Origin of the sequence: Ruminococcus sp. 1001713B170207_170306_F1 (assembly GCF_015668065.1) — a bacterium.
GTDB classification, from domain to species: Bacteria; Bacillota; Clostridia; order Lachnospirales; family Lachnospiraceae; genus Blautia_A; species Blautia_A faecis.
The window spans coordinates 13,650-34,052 of sequence record NZ_JADPEX010000001.1 but is presented as its reverse complement, the minus strand read 5'-3'; the positions used below and the strand labels follow the sequence as shown (position 1 = coordinate 34,052).

At 41.9% G+C, this 20,403-nt stretch carries 20 protein-coding genes and 1 pseudogene; 17 read left to right on the top strand and 4 right to left on the bottom strand.

Annotated features, from left to right (window positions below; translation table 11 throughout):
* The first annotated feature begins 24 nt into the window (after positions 1-24).
* The 3 genes from I4V84_RS00195 to I4V84_RS00185 all read left to right on the top strand — a co-directional run bounded on the left by I4V84_RS00195 (position 25) and on the right by I4V84_RS00185 (position 1,999).
* Positions 25-681 carry a thymidine kinase gene (locus I4V84_RS00195; protein ID WP_173718908.1) on the top strand — a complete coding sequence of 219 codons (657 nt, stop codon included), beginning with the start codon at positions 25-27 and terminating at the stop codon, positions 679-681.
* A gap of 25 nt (positions 682-706) precedes the next feature.
* Complete coding sequence (locus I4V84_RS00190) at positions 707-1,105, top strand: arsenate reductase ArsC (RefSeq protein ID WP_195991000.1); 399 nt, start codon at positions 707-709, stop codon at positions 1,103-1,105.
* A 93-nt stretch (positions 1,106-1,198) separates the two neighbouring features.
* Entirely contained in the window at positions 1,199-1,999 is an 801-nt protein-coding gene (locus tag I4V84_RS00185) for a hypothetical protein (RefSeq protein ID WP_334285956.1), read from the top strand.
* A gap of 157 nt (positions 2,000-2,156) precedes the next feature.
* Here I4V84_RS00185 and I4V84_RS00180 read toward each other — a convergent pair.
* Positions 2,157-3,046: pseudogene (locus tag I4V84_RS00180) on the bottom strand (transposase).
* A gap of 692 nt (positions 3,047-3,738) precedes the next feature.
* Between I4V84_RS00180 and I4V84_RS00170 the strand changes: the two are divergent.
* From I4V84_RS00170 to I4V84_RS00140, 7 genes are read left to right on the top strand one after another with little or no spacing between them, the layout of a single operon-like run.
* Positions 3,739-3,903 (top strand): hypothetical protein, encoded by a 165-nt coding sequence (locus I4V84_RS00170; protein WP_173717341.1) that lies wholly within the window; start codon positions 3,739-3,741, stop codon positions 3,901-3,903.
* A gap of 20 nt (positions 3,904-3,923) precedes the next feature.
* Positions 3,924-4,226, top strand: coding sequence for an STAS domain-containing protein (locus tag I4V84_RS00165; RefSeq protein WP_148462062.1), 303 nt, complete (start codon positions 3,924-3,926; stop codon positions 4,224-4,226).
* Between the two features lie 27 nt (positions 4,227-4,253).
* A complete protein-coding gene (locus I4V84_RS00160) occupies positions 4,254-5,978 on the top strand; it encodes a GH3 auxin-responsive promoter family protein (protein WP_148462063.1) in 1,725 nt (574 codons plus the stop codon).
* A 35-nt stretch (positions 5,979-6,013) separates the two neighbouring features.
* Complete coding sequence (locus tag I4V84_RS00155; RefSeq protein WP_173770167.1) at positions 6,014-6,883, top strand: ATP-grasp domain-containing protein; 870 nt, start codon at positions 6,014-6,016, stop codon at positions 6,881-6,883.
* Positions 6,880-8,622 (top strand): ABC transporter ATP-binding protein, encoded by a 1,743-nt coding sequence (locus tag I4V84_RS00150; RefSeq protein ID WP_173736151.1) that lies wholly within the window; start codon positions 6,880-6,882, stop codon positions 8,620-8,622. Before I4V84_RS00155 ends, I4V84_RS00150 begins: the two co-directional genes overlap by 4 nt.
* On the top strand, positions 8,619-10,403 hold the full coding sequence (locus I4V84_RS00145; protein WP_195990998.1) for an ABC transporter ATP-binding protein: 1,785 nt from the start codon (positions 8,619-8,621) through the stop codon (positions 10,401-10,403). The genes I4V84_RS00150 and I4V84_RS00145 overlap by 4 nt, the downstream gene beginning before the upstream one ends.
* 22 nt (positions 10,404-10,425) lie before the next feature.
* Positions 10,426-11,769: an ATP-grasp domain-containing protein gene (locus tag I4V84_RS00140; protein ID WP_148462066.1), complete on the top strand. Its 1,344-nt coding sequence runs from the start codon at positions 10,426-10,428 to the stop codon at positions 11,767-11,769.
* A gap of 46 nt (positions 11,770-11,815) precedes the next feature.
* Here the strand turns inward: I4V84_RS00140 and I4V84_RS00135 are convergent, their stop codons facing one another.
* Together I4V84_RS00135 and I4V84_RS00130 are read right to left on the bottom strand one after the other, a co-directional pair.
* Positions 11,816-12,529: a LytTR family DNA-binding domain-containing protein gene (locus I4V84_RS00135; RefSeq protein WP_173718912.1), complete on the bottom strand. Its 714-nt coding sequence runs from the start codon at positions 12,527-12,529 to the stop codon at positions 11,816-11,818.
* 15 nt (positions 12,530-12,544) lie between these two features.
* Positions 12,545-13,873 (bottom strand): GHKL domain-containing protein, encoded by a 1,329-nt coding sequence (locus tag I4V84_RS00130; RefSeq protein ID WP_195990997.1) that lies wholly within the window; start codon positions 13,871-13,873, stop codon positions 12,545-12,547.
* 279 nt (positions 13,874-14,152) lie between these two features.
* On the opposite strand from I4V84_RS00130, the gene I4V84_RS00125 reads away from it, so the two are divergent.
* The 4 genes from I4V84_RS00125 (at position 14,153) to I4V84_RS00110 (ending at position 17,408) form a co-directional block, all read left to right on the top strand.
* On the top strand, positions 14,153-15,091 hold the full coding sequence (locus I4V84_RS00125) for a hypothetical protein (RefSeq protein ID WP_173736149.1): 939 nt from the start codon (positions 14,153-14,155) through the stop codon (positions 15,089-15,091).
* Positions 15,081-15,584, top strand: a complete 504-nt coding sequence (locus I4V84_RS00120; protein ID WP_226815539.1) for a sigma-70 family RNA polymerase sigma factor — start codon at positions 15,081-15,083, stop codon at positions 15,582-15,584. The genes I4V84_RS00125 and I4V84_RS00120 overlap by 11 nt, the downstream gene beginning before the upstream one ends.
* A 131-nt stretch (positions 15,585-15,715) precedes the next feature.
* Complete coding sequence (locus I4V84_RS00115; protein WP_117676027.1) at positions 15,716-16,429, top strand: DUF975 family protein; 714 nt, start codon at positions 15,716-15,718, stop codon at positions 16,427-16,429.
* A complete protein-coding gene (locus I4V84_RS00110) occupies positions 16,419-17,408 on the top strand; it encodes a phosphatase PAP2 family protein (RefSeq protein ID WP_148462070.1) in 990 nt (329 codons plus the stop codon). The genes I4V84_RS00115 and I4V84_RS00110 overlap by 11 nt, the downstream gene beginning before the upstream one ends.
* Before the next feature lie 28 nt (positions 17,409-17,436).
* On the opposite strand, the gene I4V84_RS00105 is transcribed toward I4V84_RS00110, so the two are convergent.
* The gene (locus tag I4V84_RS00105; RefSeq protein ID WP_148462071.1) at positions 17,437-17,622 is read right to left on the bottom strand and encodes a hypothetical protein; all 186 of its coding nucleotides are present in this window, start codon (positions 17,620-17,622) and stop codon (positions 17,437-17,439) included.
* 210 nt (positions 17,623-17,832) lie between these two features.
* Between I4V84_RS00105 and I4V84_RS00100 the strand changes: the two genes are divergently transcribed.
* The 3 genes from I4V84_RS00100 to srtB all read left to right on the top strand — a co-directional run bounded on the left by I4V84_RS00100 (position 17,833) and on the right by srtB (position 20,255).
* Positions 17,833-18,342, top strand: coding sequence for a hypothetical protein (locus tag I4V84_RS00100; protein ID WP_187564846.1), 510 nt, complete (start codon positions 17,833-17,835; stop codon positions 18,340-18,342).
* A 9-nt stretch (positions 18,343-18,351) separates the two neighbouring features.
* Positions 18,352-19,455, top strand: a complete 1,104-nt coding sequence (locus I4V84_RS00095) for a cysteine peptidase family C39 domain-containing protein (protein ID WP_226815538.1) — start codon at positions 18,352-18,354, stop codon at positions 19,453-19,455.
* Between the two features lie 68 nt (positions 19,456-19,523).
* Entirely contained in the window at positions 19,524-20,255 is a 732-nt protein-coding gene (gene srtB / locus I4V84_RS00090) for a class B sortase (RefSeq protein ID WP_187564847.1), read from the top strand.
* Positions 20,256-20,403: the final 148 nt, after the last annotated feature.

The following is a 20,403-nucleotide window of genomic DNA, read 5'->3' as shown; positions in this document are numbered from 1 at the left end:
ACTGAGCATAAGGAGAGTCTGAAAATGGCAAAATTATATTTCCGCTACGGAGCAATGGGAAGCTCGAAATCAGCAAACATACTAATGGTCCGTTATAACTACGAAGAGCGCGGTCAGTATGCCGTTTTGTTAAAACCAAGAACAGACAGCCGGGATGGAGAACGCAAGATCCAGTCTCGTATGGGATTATCTGCTTCAGCAGAATACGTGGATGAATTTTTAAAAGAGATCTCTACGATCTGGAAAAAAGAAAATACAGAATACCGGTATCAGGGAAAGAAAGTGGATGCAGTTCTGGTGGATGAAGCGCAGTTCCTTTCGGAAGCGGAAATAGACACTTTGTCCGACCTTGTGGATTTTTATAATATTCCAGTGATCTGCTATGGACTGCGCACCGATTTCCGCAACCGCTTATTTCCTGGCTCCAGACGTCTGATGGAGATTGCAGATGTCATTGAGGAAGTACCGACTGTCTGTTGGTGTGGAAAACGTGCACAGTGTAATACCCGGTATGCAAATGGAGAAATTGTACGGGAGGGTGCGCAGATCATGCTTGGCTCCAATGAAAGCTATGTGGCGCTTTGCCGGAAGCACTACAAAGAAGGAAAATTATGGAAAGAAGCTGGAGCAGAAAATGAAACGAGCACCAGGAGGAACTGTAAAATTATGGAAAAGGAGTAAGATATAAGAGAAAGGGGACTCTTCTATGAGTAAGAAAAAGGTAGCTTTTATCTGTGTCCATAATTCATGCCGCAGCCAGATAGCAGAAGCATTCGGAAAGCATCTGGCATCTGATATATTTGAAAGCTATTCTGCCGGCACAGAGACAAAACCGCAGATCAATCAGGATGCAGTCCGGATTATGAAAACGTCATATGGAATAGATATGGAAGCAGATGGTCAGTACAGCAAACTGATTCGCGATATTCCAACTCCTGATATCGTGATTTCCATGGGATGCAATGTAGGGTGTCCGTTTATTGACAGGCCTTTTGACGATAACTGGGGACTGGAAGATCCAACGGGAAAAAGCGATGAGGCGTTTAAATTAGTTATGGAAGAAATCAGGAAGAAAATCCTTGAATTAAAGAAGAATGCGTCTTGATAACTTGCAAAACGATATTTTGATAGGAACAGATAGATGAAGCATGCTTGATAATCTGGATACCAAGACGTCTGCCAATAATCATGGAAAGGTGTGGAATACCAGAAGAAATCATATCACATGGAGGCTGTATGTGGGTCTGCACATTACCAGATCGCTGCGTACTGGTCCAGAGTTTTGAACAAGCCTGCGATTAAAGCGTATCAGGCATCCAGACGTGGGATTGTTCTGACAGCAAATTATACTGCTACGCAAAAGGGGGTAAAGACAGGACTGGCTTTGTGGCAAGCTAAAAGTGCCTGTCCGGATCTGGTTGTTGTTCCGCCCAGAATGGAGCTTTATCTACAGTTTTCTTCCATGCTGCGGGAGATTTATGGAGAGTATACCTATCTGGTGGAGCCTTATGGATGTGATGAAGCGTGGCTGGATGTGACTGGAAGTACCGCCTTAAAAGGGGATGAAAAAAAGATTGCAGATGAGATTAGAAGCCGTGTAAAAAAAGAATTGGGGATCACAGTCAGTATCGGGATTTCGTGGAATAAGATTTTTGCTAAGCTTGGAAGCGATTATAAAAAACCAGATGCGATCACCCAATTTCATAAAGAAAATTACCAGAGTATCGTCTGGAATCTTCCTGCAGCTAACCTTTTGTATGTCGGAAGATCTACCAGAACGATGTTAAACCGTTATGGGATCAAAACCATTGGGAAAATTGCAACGTCAGATCCAGATTTCCTGGAACGACTGTTCGGGAAGATGGGACTGGTCTTATATTCCTTTGCAAATGGCTGGGATGATTCTCCTGTTGCACCAGAAGGCTATGCGGCTCCCATTAAGTCCATTGGTAACAGTACCACCACACCAAGAGACTTAGCAACTAACCTGAATCCGTGAAGTTCATTCTTTAAGAGAACCAATCTTCCAAAGGTAAGTTTGTTTCATGATGTGAGCATACTTCTGTGGCTTTTTCTGTATCAGCACCGGGAACAAAAGCAGTCACTGGGCAAAAAAGGGTACACGAAATAAGCCTGCTATAAAATTGCTTTGTTACTTATGAGTTTGTGACAGCATATTTCTGACAGATATCAGAAAATATATGTCGCCAGATGTTGCTTCTTCCGAGGCCGGTTATCAACTGGCGTGCATGCATGGTTATATGTCCTGCCATCATAATCAGGTTGCTGATAACTGTGCGTAAACGACGGCGTTTAACATCCCTCTTCTGACGGGGTGCCCATCCTCCAATTGTGCCCTGACCGATCATACGGAGAATGTTATATGCGATCATCCCTAATTCGAGTATCAGTGCATTGGTCGCGAACTTTCCGGATGGAAGCCGCTCCAGATCCATGTCTGTTTTTACCTCACTATGAAACTGCTCACATTCCCCATGGGCATGATACAGACTGATGATTTCCTCATCCGGGTCACCAAGGTTTGTCCACCAGGCTTCAACTTCAATATCTGGAACAAGGTTGAACTGACCATACTTATCAATGGTTCGCTCTGTAATCTCGTATCCGGCACGGAGTGTATACTCTGTATTGAACTGCTTACTGGTAACGGTTTTCCAGTCACTGCCTATATAGACGGTTTTTCCGTCTCTGGGACTGGTTACATTCCGGCAATACTGCTTTGCCATTTCAAACCAGTCATCCGTGCTTTCTCGGCGAAGTTTTCGCTTGATAATGAAAAAGCTTCAAAGTAAGGTTTGCCCATGCAAAGCATTCCAAGGTAAGTGAGTACAATATCACCATTTTTAATCTGATGCTGAGACCGATTGGATGTCACGTCCATGCGATTGAGTTTTTTGATGAAATCGCTTTTCCCAAGGAGGGCGCCAACAACAGCCAGACCGCTGGCTGGGATAATACGTTCATTTGTAAACTCAACAATAATGTTCTTATTGGTGTTCAGTGTGATTTGGTGGTTGTTATTCATGGTAAAAGACTCCAATCCATAGATTTTGTTATGTCTATTTTACCACAGACTGCTTTCACCTGGTGGGTGAATAACAATATTGGAAAAAAAATATTGCAAAAGCATGAAACTATAGGGTTTAAGGAGTATGTGAGGAAATCAACTTCACGGATTCAGGAAAAACCAATAAAGCAGACAATAGATAATATTCTCAGTAACGCAGCCAAAAGTAGAATGTCTCCATGACAGCAGAATATAATAAATTAATTCTAAAAATAAAGGGAGCTCTTTAATGAAGCAAAAACCCTTATTGATCAGCCTGTTAATTTCTCTGGGAACCGGAGTGATTGCAGGCTTTCTTACTTTTAAAAGTATGGAACAATACTAGAATGAGCCGCCTAATAATTGTGAAAATCAAAATTCAGTAATACGGAATATAGAAAATCAGGAAGTTAATCTTTTATCAAAAGAAGAACTTTGCAAACGGCAAAATCAAATCAGATGAATGTCTTTTTACACTATATTTTGACTATTCACGCAAAAATATAGACAGAGAAACTAGATTCAAATAATATATATAATATAGATATAAAAACAGTTAAAAGAAGAAAGGAGAAAAAATAGAGAAAGCATGTTTGCTATCTTTTGTATTGCTGTTCAGTACTTTAAGTCAAAGTATTGTAGCAACAACCGTGTATGCAGGCAATATTCTTATGATGGAACAAGATTCAGAATTACCTGTAAAAGAAGATCAAGCAGATATTACGGATCAGGATCATCAAGAGAAAAATACTGATACAGAAAACACAAATTCAGATAAAGAACAGGGAACTGAAGAAAGCACGGATTCAGATAAAATAGTTACCGCATATGTATAAAATACAAGGGGGTTAAATCAATGAAATTTGATGTTAAAACACAGGGAAAGAAAATGGAGGTTGCTTTGGAAGGAAGAATGGACTCTGCAACAGCACCGGGATTTGAGAAGGAGATTTTCCAAAAGCTTGATGGAGTTACTGAGCTTGTTCTGGACTTTACCGATCTTGCGTATCTTTCCAGTGCCGGATTAAGAGTTCTTTTATCCTGTCAGAAGAAAATGAATGCAGCAAAGGGAAGTATGGTTGTAAAGCATGTCAATGAAATTATTATGGAAGTATTTGAAGCAACCGGATTTGACAGTATTTTGACAGTCGAACAATAAAAGACAGATGAAAATGGGGAAAAGAATATGACAATTGAAGAGAGAAAATTAACACCTGCCGGACAGGGGAATCTGCAACAGATCAAATTGGGAATACCGGTAGTGGAAGCATTGAATCGGATGGCAGAGGATCCCATGGGGGAAAATGAAAAGCTGCTTTTAAGGATTCTGGAACAAAATAAGGATACGGAATATGGAAGGAAATATGGCTTTGCGAATATTCATTCCATAGAAGAATACCAGAAGAAGGTTCCGGTCAGTGTATACGATGATTATGCAGGCTATATTTTAAGAATGAGTGAGGATGGGGAGGAGAATCTGATTACCTCCGGTAAGGTTGTACATTATAACAAGTCTTCAGGAACGGTTGGAAATCCCAAGCGTATACCGTTGACGGAAGAGGCTTTTCAGGTTTTTCAGAAGTATAATGGTCCCTACCGTATGGGTCTGGTCGCAAAAGAACTCGGAGAAGACTGGATCAACGGACGGAATATGTCCATTGCGGAATCCATTGCAGAGATCCAGCACGTGAAAAGCGGTGTTACTTATGGGGCTTTGTCAGTAAAAATGATCGGTGAATTCCGCCCTTACCTCGGAATGAGTTTTACATCTCCCGATGAAGCAATTTATCCGGAATCGGAAACCAACACCAGATATCTGCATGCACGTTTCGGACTGATGGACCAGGATCTTACGAATATGGCAGCGAACTTTCTTGGATTTTTACTGGAAGTATTGCGTTATATGGAACAGCATTGGGAGCTTCTGGTTAATGATATTGAACAGGGAACGATTGATCTGGGTATTAAAATGTCAGAGGAAGTCCGTTCCAGTCTCTTAAAGAAAATTCAGCCCATGCCGGAGAGAGCGCAGGAACTGAGGGGAATTTTCATGCAGGGGTTTGAGGAACCGATTGTACCGAAGCTGTGGCCTCATGCACAGTTCCTTACCGGTGTCGGTTCCGGTGGATTTAAGGTTTATGCTGATAAGATCAAAGAGAAATATATGGGAGAAAAAATAGCCCGTTATTTTACCGGAATTAATGCATCTGAAGGCATGATCAGTGTCCCGTACCGGTTAAATGATGAGAAGAGCGTGCCGGTTCCGGACAGTATGTTCTATGAATTTCTGCCGACAGACGCAGATGATGATTTCTCCAAAATAGTAACGATAGATCAGCTTGAGACAGGTAAAGAATATGAAGTGATTGTTACGAATCTTTCCGGTTTTTACCGGTATCGTATGCGTGATGCGGTAAAGATTGCAGGAAAATATAAGAATCTGCCGATTCTGGAATTCATCGGACGTATTGATCAGACAGTCAGTATTATGGGGGAGAAGACAACAGAAGTGGCACTCAGGACTGCCGCAGAGGATACAGCAAAGCAGCTTGGCTTTGACATGATTGATTTTACAGTATATCCGGATGTTGAACATGTTCCTCCACGTTATACTTATTTTATGGAAATCGAAAGCCTTCCGGAGGGGATGAAAGCAAAGGAAATCCGTTTTTTTCTGGAGAGGAATCTTGCTAAGGCCAATCCGTCCATGGGAGATAAGGTGGCAAAAGGAATCTGTGCGCCAACTAAGTTAAATATCTTAGAGCCGGAGACATATAGCTTATACCGTGATCTGATGATAATGAAGGGAATTGCGCCGGCACAGCTGAAGCCTGTGCACATCATCCGGAATGAACTGCAGCGGAAATTCTTTTTCAGTCAGACAGAATACGGGGTGGAGCTTGTAAAATAAATGGAAGGACTTTGTGAAAATAAAAGGAGAAGCCTATGAAAATTTTAGCTTTAGTAGCAAGCCAGGACAGTACTGTGGAAGATGTTAAGACAAATGGAAGAAGGCAGATGCAGGCACTGATAGGTAAAGATAAGGAAGTGCTTTTCTGCGAATATTCCACGATTGAAATTTGCAGGAACGGGGAACTTGCGATCACCTGTCTGGGCGAAAAAATGGAAAAGCCGGATTATTTCTGGCCACTACTTGGATCCACGGATGGATTTATTCTGGAGAATATGCTTCAGGATGCGGGAATTCCATCTATTTTAAATCTGCGTGAGCTTCAGGTCGCAAGAAGTAAGATTGCAACTTATCAGAGATTTGCACAGAATGGAATACGGGTGCCTGATACGATGGTGTTTTTCAAAGATTCTGATCCCGAAACACTGTCTGGTCGTTTTGGTTATCCATTTGTTGTGAAGCCGGACAGTGGATTTGGCGGGATTGGTGTAGAACTGATCCATAACGGCCAGGAGCTTAAGGATTACTTTGCAACTCTTTCCTATGGACAGGCTTATGTGGCACAGGAATATATTGCTACTTCCAAAGGAAGAGACATCCGTGTTGTTGTTCTCCATGGCAGATATTATTTTTCGATGGAGCGCCATGCATCGAATCCTGATGAATTCCGTTCGAATGTACATGTGGGTGGAACTACACAGGAGAAGACTCTTACCGAAGAAGAAAAGGTATTCTGTGAAAAGGTGGCGTCCATATTTGATCTTCCGATTATCGGACTGGATCTTATGATTGGTGATGGAGAGTATGTGCTGGCAGAGGTAAATGCATTTCCGGGTATGCCGGGGCGTAAGATGATGGATGCATATGCTTCCGTTATTGATGATTTTATGGAGGGACAGGCATGACCGGATTTTTGCGAAGAGTATTAAGCCCATACAGGGGACTTTTGATACTGGTCATTTTACTGCAGCTTGGTCAGTCCTTTTTAACCATGTATCTGCCAACAATCAATTCCAGAGTGATCGATTATGGTGTGGCGAATGCGGATGCTGCATATATCATGCATCAGGGAATTCTCATGCTGGGAATAGCTCTTATCCAGTTTCTGCTATCAACCTTGGCTGGTATTTTCGGAGCAAAGGTGGCACTGATGACCGGACGGGATTTGAGGGAGCAGGTTTATGAGAAGCTGATACATTTTTCACGCAGGATGATCGGAAGCATGGGAGCTCCTACGCTGATTACAAGGGCAACAAACGATGTACAGCAGGTAATCCAGTTTATTACGTTCTTATTTACCGCGATTATCGCAGCACCGATGATGTTTATCGGAGGTCTTGTGCTTGCCTTGTCCCAAAGCGTGAAGCTTTCGGTGGTATTGCTTGTGACGATACCTCTGCTGCTTGGGGTTTCTGTGGTATTTTTAAAGCTGATCCTTCCTTATTATAGAGAACAGCAGACGAAAATAGATGAGATGAATACCGTACTCAGGGATCAGATTTCCGGTATCCGTGTGGTAAAGGCCTTTACGAAGGAACAAGGCGAGAAGGAACGCTTTGAACGGATTAACGGAGATCTTTCAAGGATTAATACCAGCATCGGTAAGATTACAGGGCTGATGCAGCCAATCTTTACCCTGACAATGAGCTTTGCCAATATTTCGCTGATCTGGCTTGGCGGCCGTATGGCGGGGAACGGTCAGGTACAGATTGGACAGGTGATCGGCTTCGTAACCTACATATCCTTTATTCTGACAGCAACCCTGATGGCTTCCATGATTTTTATTATGCTGCCAAGAGCCGAGGTATCGGTTACACGTATTGAAGAGATTTTAAACAGTGAAAGTGAAATTCAGGACAGAGAGGATGCTTTTTTGCCAGAGCAGTTCCGGGGAGAAATATGTTTTGAACATGTGACGTATTCCTATGCACCGGATAATGAGCAGGTGGAGCCTGTATTGAAGGACATTTCCTTCTGCGCACAGCCGGGTAAAACGACGGCGATTATCGGATCTACCGGATGTGGTAAGACTACCTTGCTTGATATGATTCCACGTCTTGCAGATGTGACAGAGGGGACGGTCTTCGTAGATGGCATGGATGTCCGGAAGCTGTTAAGGCATGAGCTTGATCAGGCAATCGGCATGGTTCCGCAGAAGGCTTTCCTGTTTTCGGGGACGCTGGAGGACAATCTGCGGGATGGAAAACCGGATGCAACACAGGAAGAACTCTGGGAGGCTCTTTCGATTGCGCAGGCAAAGGAATTCGTGGAGAAAAACGAACGTGGTCTTAAGATGAAGATTTCCGAAGGGGGAACAAACTTTTCGGGCGGGCAGCGGCAGCGGCTTGCAATCGCAAGAGCAATTGTCCGCAGACCCTCCATCTATTTGTTTGATGATTCGTTCTCTGCACTGGATTACCGGACAGACCAGGAGCTGCGAAGAGCACTGAAGCCGGTTACACAGAATGCGGCTGTGATTATTGTTGCACAGAGAATCAGTACCATTAAGGATGCTGACCAGATCCTTGTGATGAATCAGGGACGTATTGAAGCGGTTGGAACACATGAAGAACTCATGCAAAGCAGCCGGACTTATCAGGAAATTGTGGCTTCCCAGCCCACAGATAAGGAGGTGGCATCATGAGTACAAAGCAGAAAAGGACCATACAAAAGGGGTCTTTCAAGCGGCTGTTAAAGCTCTTCTTCTTTAAAAATAAGATGCTGACCGCTCTTATGCTGTTCAGTATTATTATTTCAGCGGTTGCTACAGCGCTGGGACCGCAGTATCTGGGGTATGCAACGGATTCCATTGTACAGGATATGTCAAACCCGGTAAGCAGTAACATTCACTGGGACCGGTTTTTCTTCTGGGCAGGGATATCGAGTGTGATTTTTCTGATCCAGTTCGTATCGAAATGGCTGTCCGCATGGTTTTCCACACGGATCATCTCTGATACGGCGAAAGAATTGCGCAGTCAGGTAGAGACAAAGCTATGGTCGCTGCCATTAAATTATTTTGATACAAACAGTCACGGAGATATCATGAGCCGGACCACAAATGATATTGATAATGTGGTCACGACTCTGAATTCTTCCGGTGCAGATACGATTTACAGTATTTTCCAGCTGGTCGGGATGATTGTCATGATGACTGCAATTAACTGGAGGCTGGCATTGATCACTGTGATCATTATTCCGGTCTCGGGCTGGATTGTGACCCTGATTTCCAGGTTTGTGCGTAAGGAATATCAGAAGCAGTGGTATTATACCGGAATGATTAACAGTAATGTGGAAGAGAGTGTGAACGGACACAATATTGTGAAGCTTTATGGTCAGGAAGAGAAGTTCGTGGAAGCTTTCAGGAAGCAGAATCGTCTGCTGTATGAATCTTCCTTCAAAGCTATGGCCGTATCGAACCTGATTCAACCATTGTCCCGGTTCTTTACGAATCTGAATTATGTGATTGTGGCATTGGGAGGTGCTTTACGGGTAATATCCGGACAGATGACGGTCGGAGATGTGCAGGCATTTATTCAGTATACCAGACAGTTTCAGACACCCTTTTCCAAGCTGTCCCAGGCGTATTCTTCACTGCAGTCCGGAATAGCGTCTCTTGACCGGATCTATGAGCTGTTAGATAGTGAAGATCAGGCTGAAGAAAAACCGGAAGCCAGAGAGAGCTACCGGTTGCAGGGAAAGATCGATTTCCGGGATGTGAGCTTTTCTTATGTACCTGAGAGGAAGCTGATTGAACATATGAACCTTGTTGTAGAACCGGGCCAGATGGTCGCTATTGTTGGAGGAACTGGTGCCGGCAAGACAACACTTGTAAATCTGATCGAACGATTTTATGAAGTAAACATTGGAGAAATTATTTTTGATGACAAAGTAGAAATTCACGACCTTACAAGAGCATGCCTGCGTGAGAACATTGCAATGGTTCTGCAGGACACCTGGGTGTATAAAGGAACGATCGGAGACAATCTGAAATATGGTTTGAAACGGGAAATCACGGAAGAAGAATTCCGGAATGCATGCCGGGAGACCTTCGTGGATCAGTTTGTAAGTACACTGCCTGATGGTTATCAGACTGTAATTTCCAATGAAATGTCAAGCCTTTCTGCCGGAGAAAAGCAGTTGTTGACGATCTGCAGGGCATTTCTTGTGAAACCGAATATTCTCATTTTGGATGAGGCAACAAGTTCTGTAGATACCAGAACCGAAGCCATGATTGATCAGGCACTTGATAAGCTGCGGGAGGGACGGACAAGCTTTGTCATTGCCCACCGTCTGTCCACAATTCGCAATGCAGACGTAATCCTGGTTATGGAGAACGGGCATATCGTGGAGCAGGGCAGCCACAAAGAGCTATTAGCACAAAACGGAGCCTATGCCAGATTATATCAGGCACAGTTTGAATCATAGAAAATAGGCGGAGGAAGAGATTATGCGTATTGTATTTTATAGTGCGTCAACATCAGCACATTCCAATTCATCAACAAAAACAACCTACCAGCCGTTCCGGGCAGATACCTGGGATGAAATGGACCGGCTTTATCCGGACTGCGAATTTGTTGTAGCAGGACCCCTGAATGGTTCTTACATTTTTGACGTGGCAGATGGGGAAATCTGCAAAAAACCTGAGAAGGTGAAATACGTGCTTTTGGAGAGTGGAATGAGTGCGGAGGATACGGCAGAGCTGATTGCACAGCAGAGACCGGATATTGCTGTAGCAATTGCATCGGGAGCCGTTCCCTTTGACTGGGTACCGATCAAGACCGCTCTCATTGCTGAGGAATTACAGAAAAGAGGAATTGCAACCATTGCCAATAATACGCTGGTGTCAGTGGCAGCATTTGATAAGTGGCGTAGTAATATCATGTTCCGCAGCTTTGTCAAAGCGGCAAAGGGAATCTATATTCACCATGAGCTGTTTCTTGCGGAGAAGAAGAATCCGGGTGTCAGTGTAAATGTATATAAGGAATATGTTTTTTATCGGATTAAGGAAATAAACTTTCCGGTCATTGTGAAGGATACATTAGGTGCAGGGTCAATCGGAGTGGAAATCATGAACTCCTATGAGGAAGTAGAGAGCTTTCTTAATTCCGATCGGAACAATTCAGATATAATGGTGGAAGAACTGATTCAGGGAGAACAGTTCGGAACGGAAATTCATGGTGTAGAGGGACGTTACAGTGTCCTTCCGCCGATCGCCTTTTCTGTAACAAAAGAGGGCATTACAGATCCGTTAAGCTCTGTAAAATTTGGTCCGGTGACGGATCCTTCCTATCATTTTGAAAAGGTACAGGAAGAACTGCTTAATATGGCACAGAGTTTGAAATTTGAAGGAACGGTGCAGGTCGATCTGGTTTACCGGGCAGGAGAATGGTATATTATCGAAATTAATCCAAGATGGTCCGGAATGACAACAACAACGGCTGCCATGGAGGGAAGAAATCCACTATCTATTTTTGTGGACAGCATACTCGGAACTGACAAAAATTACAGTATGAAACGGAACCTGAAATATGCATTGAACTTTAAGATGAAAGCAAGGTCGCAGGAGGATCTGATCCGATTATATGGGAATCCGCATGTGGATTATATTATGCAGCTGGAAACCTCAGTGGCAGGTATGGAGAAGATCAACTATTGCGAGGTTGTTATCAGCACCGATCAGGAAAAAGAAGATATTATGAATATCCTGAATGAACTGGAAGAGGAATTCCCGGGGCTTGTTTCCGATGATGTGAAAGCAAATGCCGGAGAGCTTGTTGCAAAATATCAATGAGAATTCTGCGGTCGATAAGACCGCCGTTTTCTGCTGTTTGCAGAAATTAAAACCATTTTGCAGCGTATTGCTGTAATTGTTCCTGGACATCCCGGTAGCTGTATTTGCTGACCGGGATTATTTCCTGATTATTCAGTGTGATTTCAAAGCGTCTGATTGAACGGACAGCATACAGAGAAACAATGTAGCATCTGTGACATTGCACGAAGATATCTTTCGGCAGAATTTCACGGACTGCAGAAAGGGATTTATATATCTTCGTGACAGTACCATCCTGAAGATGAATCTGCAATTCTTTATTGATTATTTCAATATAGGTAATATCCTTGATATGAAAGGATACAGTTCTGGACGGAGTGTCGATTATAATGGATTTCGGAATCAGATGTCGGATTGCACGGGTTAGTGCTTCTGCAAGTTTTTGACGGCTGACCGGCTTGAGGATATAACCTACAGGTTCAGCAGAATATGCATCGAATACAAATTCCTTACTGCTGGAAATGAAGATAACGGGAATTTGTTTTCCAGTGTCATGGAGACATTCTGCAAAGCTGATCCCATTGTTTTCACCCAGCATAATATCAAGAATCAGAATGTCACAGCTTTTAGGAGTATTCTGCAATGTATTTTTTAATTCTGAAATAGAAGTATATTTTCGAATCTCGCAGGATTCTCCCATGGATGCTAAAATATCGATGATCATTTCAGATATCTGTGTTAAAAAAATCGGTTCATCATCACAGATGACAATATGGTACATAGTGAAAGCCTCCTATTATTCGTTATTTTCGTCAAGACAAAGCGTTGTTGTTACAGCAAAAAAGCCACCACGTACCTGTACGTTCAGTATACCATTGTATTTTTCGGCGATTCCATTGATGATCTTAAGACCGTAACCGTGTCTGTCACTGTTCTTTTTACTGGATTTATATTTTCCATTCGTGATTCTCAAGTTATCCTCATTGCAGGAGTTTTCACATTTAATAAACAGAAAATTTCCCTTTGAATGGAGATTCAGCCGGATGATCCGCTGTCCTTCAGAAACCTTCTGACACCCTTCTACTGCATTTTCCAATATATTTGTCAACATCCGGCACAAATCAATGTCTTCCATGTTGAGTTTTCTGCCAATGATAATACTGTACTCCACTATGGCTTTATAACGGCTGGCACGTTCTGCAAATTCTAAAAGGATGGAATTGACCAGAGCATTGGCTGTGTAGGTGACAAAAGGAAGCTGTTCGGCTTCTTCAGTAAATTTCTGCGTATATTGTCTGGCACCTGCATAGTCCTCCTGTTTAAGATAGGCGGACAGGGCATTCATATGATGCCGGATCTCATGGTGCATTTCCAGAATATGTTCATTGTTTTCTGCCTGATTCCGGTAGCTTTCCAGTATCCGCTCGGAAATTCTCTGTTCTTCCTGTTTGCTGCGGATGTATTCCATGACACTAAAGAATACGGCATATACTATGAAAGCAAATACTGCAAACAATACAAACATAGCATGGACAACCATATTGGTGGAAAGATTTATTATGCTTGAGAATTGTGCAATGCTGGCAATTAGAATAAACAAAGCAGGGAGGGAGCAGAGAATCTTCCAGATACGTGATTCCAGATCAGCGTTGATCATAGTACGGATTCGCTCCATCAGCATGAGAAATGGTTTCGCAAGAAGCAGATTTATGATAAGTGTGAGAATCAGTGCAAGGGGCGGATACATAAAATGATCGGACGGAAACCGGAAAGTACGGTGCAAAAAAGTAACAGTACTTGTGACAAAGAATCCGTAGCTCATTACAACAAAAAATACAAACAGTTTTTCTACTGTTTTTGCCTGGATGATAAAGCAGTACAACATTCCGAACAGTAACAAGGCAATATAAAAAATAGCATTCGAGATCAGCTCTTTGTAATCACCGCCGATGTTGAACTGTGCGATAAGAGAAAACGGAATGACCATTACAATAAAAATGGACAGTGCCATGCGCATTGCCTTTTTTGTGCTTAGGCGGAAACGATCCCGGAATGGATACAAACAGAAAAATGCATAAGGAAAAATCTGAAGAGAAAATCCGCAGAAATAACGCAATGCTATCATAAAACCCTCCTGTCATAAAGATAGATAATGGCCAGGTTACCTATTAAAAATAAGTATACCATTGGCAGAGGGCAAAATCAAATCATATGAAGGTCTTTTCACACCATATTTTGACTATTCACGCAAAAATATAGACAGGAAAGTCAAATTCAAATAACATAAATAATACAGATACAGAAAACTGTCAAAATGAGGAGAGCTTTTGATACGGTATAATGCCCGAAAGCTCGCTCTTACTGGCATCGTAAAGGAAAAAATATAAGAAAAGGAGACTAAAAAATGAAGAAAAGAATGATTATTGTGACGGCAATGATTATGGGAACTCTGGGAGCAGAATGTGTGAGTGTTCAGGCATCGGATACGTTACCTGAACTGACAAAAGACAATGCACTGGAACAGATGATGAAAGCAGGAGAAACAGACAGTCTTGTAAGCAATCATAAAAGCTATGAAGCTACCTGTGAATATATACTGCAGAATACAAAGGTATATGACTATGAAGATTCTGAAGTGATGTATGTAGATATGTATGGTACTACCCAGATGCTCTATAAAGATGGCGAATTAAAATACGGAAAAGAAGGAGATGAGTATCTCTCCTGTCTGTATATTGATGAAGCAGATGGAAATGCAGATGATCTTATAAGCTTTTACACAGATGAAACCATAGAGGAAGAAGTGACGGATCTGAAGGAAGATGGTGATACGATCATTATACAGACAAAGGTACCTGAAGAACTTACGCAGAGCACATTGAATTCTCAGGGAGATGGAGAATCCTACACAGAGGGAGACTGGATTTCTATGGAATATGTGGTTGCTTCGGATGATTACAGACCACTGAAACATACTCAGATTCTGAATCATAAGGACGGCACTTCGGAAGAAGCTTCGAAGATGGAATTCTCCTACGGCGTGGACAGGCCTGAGGATGTAGCAGATCTCTGTGAAAAGTACGAAGAAGCAGAAAAAGCAGAAGGTGATGTACGTAATGTGACAGTTACTGCAGCTCCTGGTACAGAGCAGGAAAAGGATTATACAATCACGGTTCCAGCAGATAATCATGTATGGATCATGCTTCATGACGATAATTCTTATTACATTATGTATACAGATAAGGAGTGTAAAGAACTGTACGAGCCAGAGGAAGATGTGAAAGAAGACACACATCTCTATGCAGAGATTGAGTCTTATGAAGAGGCGGAGGATGAAGTATGAGGAGTTTGAGCGTATTTATCAGGAATATTATCTGAAAATTTTGACATTTATACATAAAAGAGTTCCTGATCTGTATGAAGCGGAAGAACTGACTGGAGATGTATTTCTGTCTTTTTACAGAAATATGGACAGTTATGATGAAGAAAAAGGTAGTATAGCTACCTGGTTGTATGCAATCACAGCAAACCGCCTGAAAAACTATTATAGGGATAAAAAGACTCATTATTCTCTGGAAATCCTGAAGCAGCAGACAATTCCCCGGGAAAAAATGCCGGAAGAGATTGTGGCAAAGATTATGAGAGAAGAGACATTAAGAAAAAGTCTGGAGCAGCTTTCTGACAGAGAACGGGAAATTCTTCTGGGAAGATTTTATTATCAGAAAAGTTCCACAGAGCTTGGCAGGCAGATGAATTTATCACCGGGAAATGTAAGGATGATACAGAAACGTGCTCTGGAGAAGTTGCGAATGATTATGGAAAAACAGGGGGAATAGGCGTTCAGGCTACAGAGACTCTGCCTGAACTGACTGGGGATAATGCATTGTAATAGATTATGAAAGCCGGATGACATATTTCAGATATGAGATATTTGCATATGGGTAGTTTGAAGAGGAGGGAATTGTATATGTGGACAAGGAGAGAATTAAAAGAGTGTGCCAAACAGCTTTTAAAGATAAATTATTGGAAAGCAGTTCTGGCAGGAGTTATATTATCCCTGATTGGAGGTTCAGGAGTGGTCTCGGTAGTAGAAAGGTCTTCTTCCGGAAGTTTTGATGAAGTGATAGGCGCAGTAGAAACTGATGATTTTGGCCTTGTTTTAGGAATTGCACTTGGAATTGTGGCAGTTGCGTTGCTTGTTAACTTTATTATGACGATTTTGATTTGGAATCCTCTGGAGGTGGGATGTAAAAAGCTGTTTATTCAATGTGAATACGGAACAGCGGAGACGAGATGTATCTGGTCGGTGATCAACAGGAGAGATGGAAAGAATGTTGGCTGGATTATGTTTTTGCGGACATTGTTTGTAAGCTTATGGAGTCTTTTGTTTATAATTCCGGGAATTATAAAACAGTATGAGTATATGATGATTCCGTTTTTGTTGGCAGAGAATCCACAGATGAATCGAAAAGAAGCTTTTGAAAAGAGCCGTCAGATGATGAAGGGAAATAAGTGGGCTGCATTTGTATTAGATCTGTCTTTTATAGGATGGAGCCTTCTGGGAATTATAACATTCGGGTTGGTTAATATATTCTTTGCCGGACCATATCAGTATTTAACACAGTCACAGCTTTATTTTCGCCTGAAAGAACAGCAGAAAGAGGAAAGCTATGGATATTGAGTATTTATTGTACCTGCAACAATTTCGCGAAACGGTTGGCAGTATTCTGACACCGCTTATGAATGCAGTAACAAAGCTGTCCGCAGGATTTTTACCTATTGCAATGATGTGTATGATTTACTGGGCATTTGACCGGAAGGCGGGACGAAAAATCCTGGCAGGACTTGGGGGCGGTCTGTTTATCAACGGATTTTTAAAGCTTACTTTCTGTGTCTATCGCCCATGGATACGGGATACACGGATTTTACCCTATGGTGATTCTAAAACAGCAGCTACCGGATATTCATTTCCAAGTGGGCATACAACGCGGGCAACGGCTATGTTCGGTGGAAGTGGACTTTGGTTCATGGAAAAAAAGCACAGTGTCGTTGCAGGTCTGTTGTTTGTGCTGGTATTTCTGACTATGTTTTCACGAAATTATCTGGGAGTGCATACTCCGCAGGATGTTCTGGTGGGATTTATATCAACAGCAGTTATGATGTATCTGACCGGGTGGTTGGAATTGTGGAGTGAAAAAGACAAAAAAAGAGACCTCATGATTCTTGTGGCAGGGCTTTTGATCTGTATTGCTGCTGTGCTGTACTATGAATACAAACCATATCCACTTGATTATCTGCCGGATGGATCACTTCTGGTTGATCCTGCTAAAATGCGGGGAGATGCATATGAAGGAGTCGGATTTATTGCATCCTTTGTCATCTGCAGGATACTGGAAAAAAGACAATTAGATTTTGACAGAATTTCGCAAAAGCTAAGGTTGTTTATCGGTATTTTTGCATTAATTCCTTTGTACTGGTGGATAAATACAGGGTGCCCATATATAATAGAAGAAATAAGCCGAAGCCTTGGCAAGTTCCTCAGATTTGGGCTTGGAATCATATATATCATGGTGCTGGTGCCAGGAACGGTGGTACTGGCAGGAACTCTGACTAATCGTGGAAGTGATAAGGTGACCAGAGAAAAACAGGGGCAGCCCTAAGGCTGCCCGGAAGGATTGATATAGTTATTTACGAATAGGACTTCAACGCTTTTTGAATTTCCTCCATATTCATGCCTCGTTTTAACATATTGTTTATCCTCATCTGCTCCCTATATCTGGGATCATCCATAGTAGGACGGCCAAAACCACCGGCAACATTTTCTAATTCTTCTTCAGATAATTCGTTTGTAATGTTCTGTTTGATTTCGCTCATAATAGTTCTCCTTTCCTGTAAGAATTCGAATGCTTCCTATCTGTTTATAAACATCAGAAGAGAATTTGTCACATTATATGAAGAAAAAATTATTTTTATCTAGAGATCTTTGATGCAAAGCGTCAGAGACCAGATACAATAAACAAATGATAAAAATACAGCATCAGTCAGATGATATGATAAACAAATTGCATACTGGAGGATGGAAAAGTGGATAAACAGAGTATATTTAGAAGGGAAAGTCTTGATCGTGTTGAATCTCCGGAACAATTAGATGCATATATTAAGGTGTCTCATCCGAAGGTTTGGTTAATTATGGCGGCACTTCTGGTGGCAGTAATATCTGTGATTGTATGGAGCGTTGTAGGAAGTCTTCCACAGACGATGACAGTGAAAGGAGTTACTGTTGGAGGTAATGTGATTAACTGCTATGAATGTGTAGAAAATGCCAACACAAACCTGATAGGATGTAAGGCAAATATTACACTGCCTGATGGAAGAAACATCAGTGGCAAAGTGGAAGCAGTGAGTCAGAATCCTTATTCACAGGAAGAAATTCGTGCTGAAATATCAGAAGACTGGTTTGCGGATAATGTGCTTGATGGAAACTATTCTTATGAAGTTCGGGTTATAGCTGAAGAAGACATTACCCCAAATATGCTGGCAACAGTTATCATTACAACAGCCGAAATGAAACCAATTCAATTTATTTTGGATTAGGAGCGTGCTATGAAAAAGAGAAAAAAAAGAATTACAGTTCCGGTTATTATGCAGATGGAAGCCCTGGAATGTGGTGCAGCAAGTCTTGCTATGATTCTTGCGTATCATGGCAAGTGGTTACCGCTTGAACAAGTTCGTAGTGATTGTGGAGTATCAAGAGATGGAAGCAAAGCTTCCAGTATTGCAAAAGCTGGAAGAAGTTATGGGCTGGAGGTAAAAGCGCACCGATATGGGGTAGACGAAGTAAAAGAGAATGTTACTTATCCTGCAATTATTCATTGGAACTTTAATCATTTTGTTGTGTTATGCGGTTTTACCAAAAATGCAGCTGTAATTAATGATCCTGCACGTGGAACAATCAAGGTAACAATGGAAGAATTTGATCATTCTTTTACAGGAGTATGTATTGAGTTCACACCAGGAGAAAACTTTGAGAAGGGTGGAAAGCCGGAAAGTGTATTTAAGTTTTTGAAGGATAGACTGGCCAATACAACGGCTTCTGTGATTTTTGTAATGATTACGGCAGCCCTTGTTGCTTTTGTAGGCTTGGTTACTCCCGTGTTTGCCAGAATATTTACGGATCAGATTTTGCCCGGACATAATATGCATTGGCTTGAAATGCTTCTGGTGGCAATGCTTTTCACTGCTATATTCCGAATGATTGTTGGTTTTCTTAATGAGATATATCTTTACAGAATTAAAGGAAAGCTTGCTATTGTATCAAATGCCTCATTTATGTGGCATATGCTTCATCTGCCCATGGATTTTTATGCACAACGAATGGTGGGAGACCTTGCTGGCAGACAAAAACTGAATGATCAGATTGCAGAGACTTTGATCGCAAAGTATGTTTTGGTAGAGACCAAGGCACCGGAAGGCTATGTAAGAAGCGAAAAAGAGGAATCCGTAATCTTTGCGTATGAGGATGGAAACACCAAGGAGATTGAGATTACCAAAGAGCTTACCAATGAACGGATTCCAACAGGCGGCTATTCCAACAGTCCAAAGACTGAGGATGATACCAATATCTGGCTGCCGTTCTTCTTACTGCTCCTGTCAGTAGGAGGAATTGCTGGAATCATCTGGTATACCAAACGGAAAAATCACGATTGAGAAAAACTGGGCTGTCACTTCGGTGGCGGTCCTTTTTTCTTGCAGAAAAATAAGAAACGGAGGATGTTATGAAGCAAATCAAAGAGATTCTGATTGCATCGGTCAGTCTTTTTCTGTTAGGGTTTGGAATCTGTATGGCAGTCAGCACCTTTTTTATGTACCGGGAGGGCGAACAAGAATACGAGGCCCTGCGGGAATATGTAAATGAGGAAGAGAGAGAAGAAGATGAAAGCGAGGAGCAAGACTCGACACTGGCCAGTAAGGCGACCGTTGATTTTCAAGCCTTAAGGAAAATTAATTCGGATATCATTGCCTGGATCCGGATTCCAGATACAAAAATCGATTATCCGATAGTACAAGGAAAAAACAATGCCTACTATCTAAAGCACATGTTTCAAAAGACGGAGCATGCAGCTGGAAGCATTTTTCTGGATGTTGATAATGAAGCTGATTTTTCCAACCGGAAGAGCATCCTGTACGGACATAACATGAAAGATGGCAGTATGTTCCAGGGATTGCACCGCTTTCAAGAAGAATCGTATTTACAAGAACATAACCAGGTATATTTATATCTTCCAGATAACCGGGAACTGGTATATAAGGTAATAAAATGTGGCTATGTAAAAGCGGATAGTGATACCTTCTGGCTGGGAGAACCAGTGGAAACGCCACAGCTTCTATTGTCTACCTGTGGCGCTGATTCGTCCAAAAGGCTGGTGGTATGGTGTGAACTGCCGCAGGAGGAAGAAGAAATGACGGAAGAAAACATAAAAGATATTGAAATATTGGATTTTGATTAGTGCGAAATGAATCAGATGTAATAGATGAAAAATATTAATTCCTTTATGCGACGGAAAACAAATTTTTGCGTTATATATAGTAAGAAACAAAATTGAAATAATGCAGGAAGGGGGATAGCAACACTGAGTATTTAAAATGAAAAAAAGA

Bases quoted from the DNA above. Each gene is read 5' to 3' on its own strand.
- I4V84_RS00195 (WP_173718908.1), top strand. From the start codon at position 25: ATGGCAAAATTATATTTCCGCTACGGAGCAATGGGAAGCTCGAAATCA.
- I4V84_RS00190 (WP_195991000.1), top strand. From the start codon at position 707: ATGAGTAAGAAAAAGGTAGCTTTTATCTGTGTCCATAATTCATGCCGC.
- I4V84_RS00170 (WP_173717341.1), top strand. From the start codon at position 3,739: ATGATGGAACAAGATTCAGAATTACCTGTAAAAGAAGATCAAGCAGAT.
- I4V84_RS00165 (WP_148462062.1), top strand. From the start codon at position 3,924: ATGAAATTTGATGTTAAAACACAGGGAAAGAAAATGGAGGTTGCTTTG.
- I4V84_RS00160 (WP_148462063.1), top strand. From the start codon at position 4,254: ATGACAATTGAAGAGAGAAAATTAACACCTGCCGGACAGGGGAATCTG.
- I4V84_RS00155 (WP_173770167.1), top strand. From the start codon at position 6,014: ATGAAAATTTTAGCTTTAGTAGCAAGCCAGGACAGTACTGTGGAAGAT.
- I4V84_RS00150 (WP_173736151.1), top strand. From the start codon at position 6,880: ATGACCGGATTTTTGCGAAGAGTATTAAGCCCATACAGGGGACTTTTG.
- I4V84_RS00145 (WP_195990998.1), top strand. From the start codon at position 8,619: ATGAGTACAAAGCAGAAAAGGACCATACAAAAGGGGTCTTTCAAGCGG.
- I4V84_RS00140 (WP_148462066.1), top strand. From the start codon at position 10,426: ATGCGTATTGTATTTTATAGTGCGTCAACATCAGCACATTCCAATTCA.
- I4V84_RS00135 (WP_173718912.1), bottom strand. From the start codon at position 12,529: ATGTACCATATTGTCATCTGTGATGATGAACCGATTTTTTTAACACAG.
- I4V84_RS00130 (WP_195990997.1), bottom strand. From the start codon at position 13,873: ATGATAGCATTGCGTTATTTCTGCGGATTTTCTCTTCAGATTTTTCCT.
- I4V84_RS00125 (WP_173736149.1), top strand. From the start codon at position 14,153: ATGAAGAAAAGAATGATTATTGTGACGGCAATGATTATGGGAACTCTG.
- I4V84_RS00120 (WP_226815539.1), top strand. From the start codon at position 15,081: ATGAAGTATGAGGAGTTTGAGCGTATTTATCAGGAATATTATCTGAAA.
- I4V84_RS00115 (WP_117676027.1), top strand. From the start codon at position 15,716: ATGTGGACAAGGAGAGAATTAAAAGAGTGTGCCAAACAGCTTTTAAAG.
- I4V84_RS00110 (WP_148462070.1), top strand. From the start codon at position 16,419: ATGGATATTGAGTATTTATTGTACCTGCAACAATTTCGCGAAACGGTT.
- I4V84_RS00105 (WP_148462071.1), bottom strand. From the start codon at position 17,622: ATGAGCGAAATCAAACAGAACATTACAAACGAATTATCTGAAGAAGAA.
- I4V84_RS00095 (WP_226815538.1), top strand. From the start codon at position 18,352: ATGAAAAAGAGAAAAAAAAGAATTACAGTTCCGGTTATTATGCAGATG.
- srtB (WP_187564847.1), top strand. From the start codon at position 19,524: ATGAAGCAAATCAAAGAGATTCTGATTGCATCGGTCAGTCTTTTTCTG.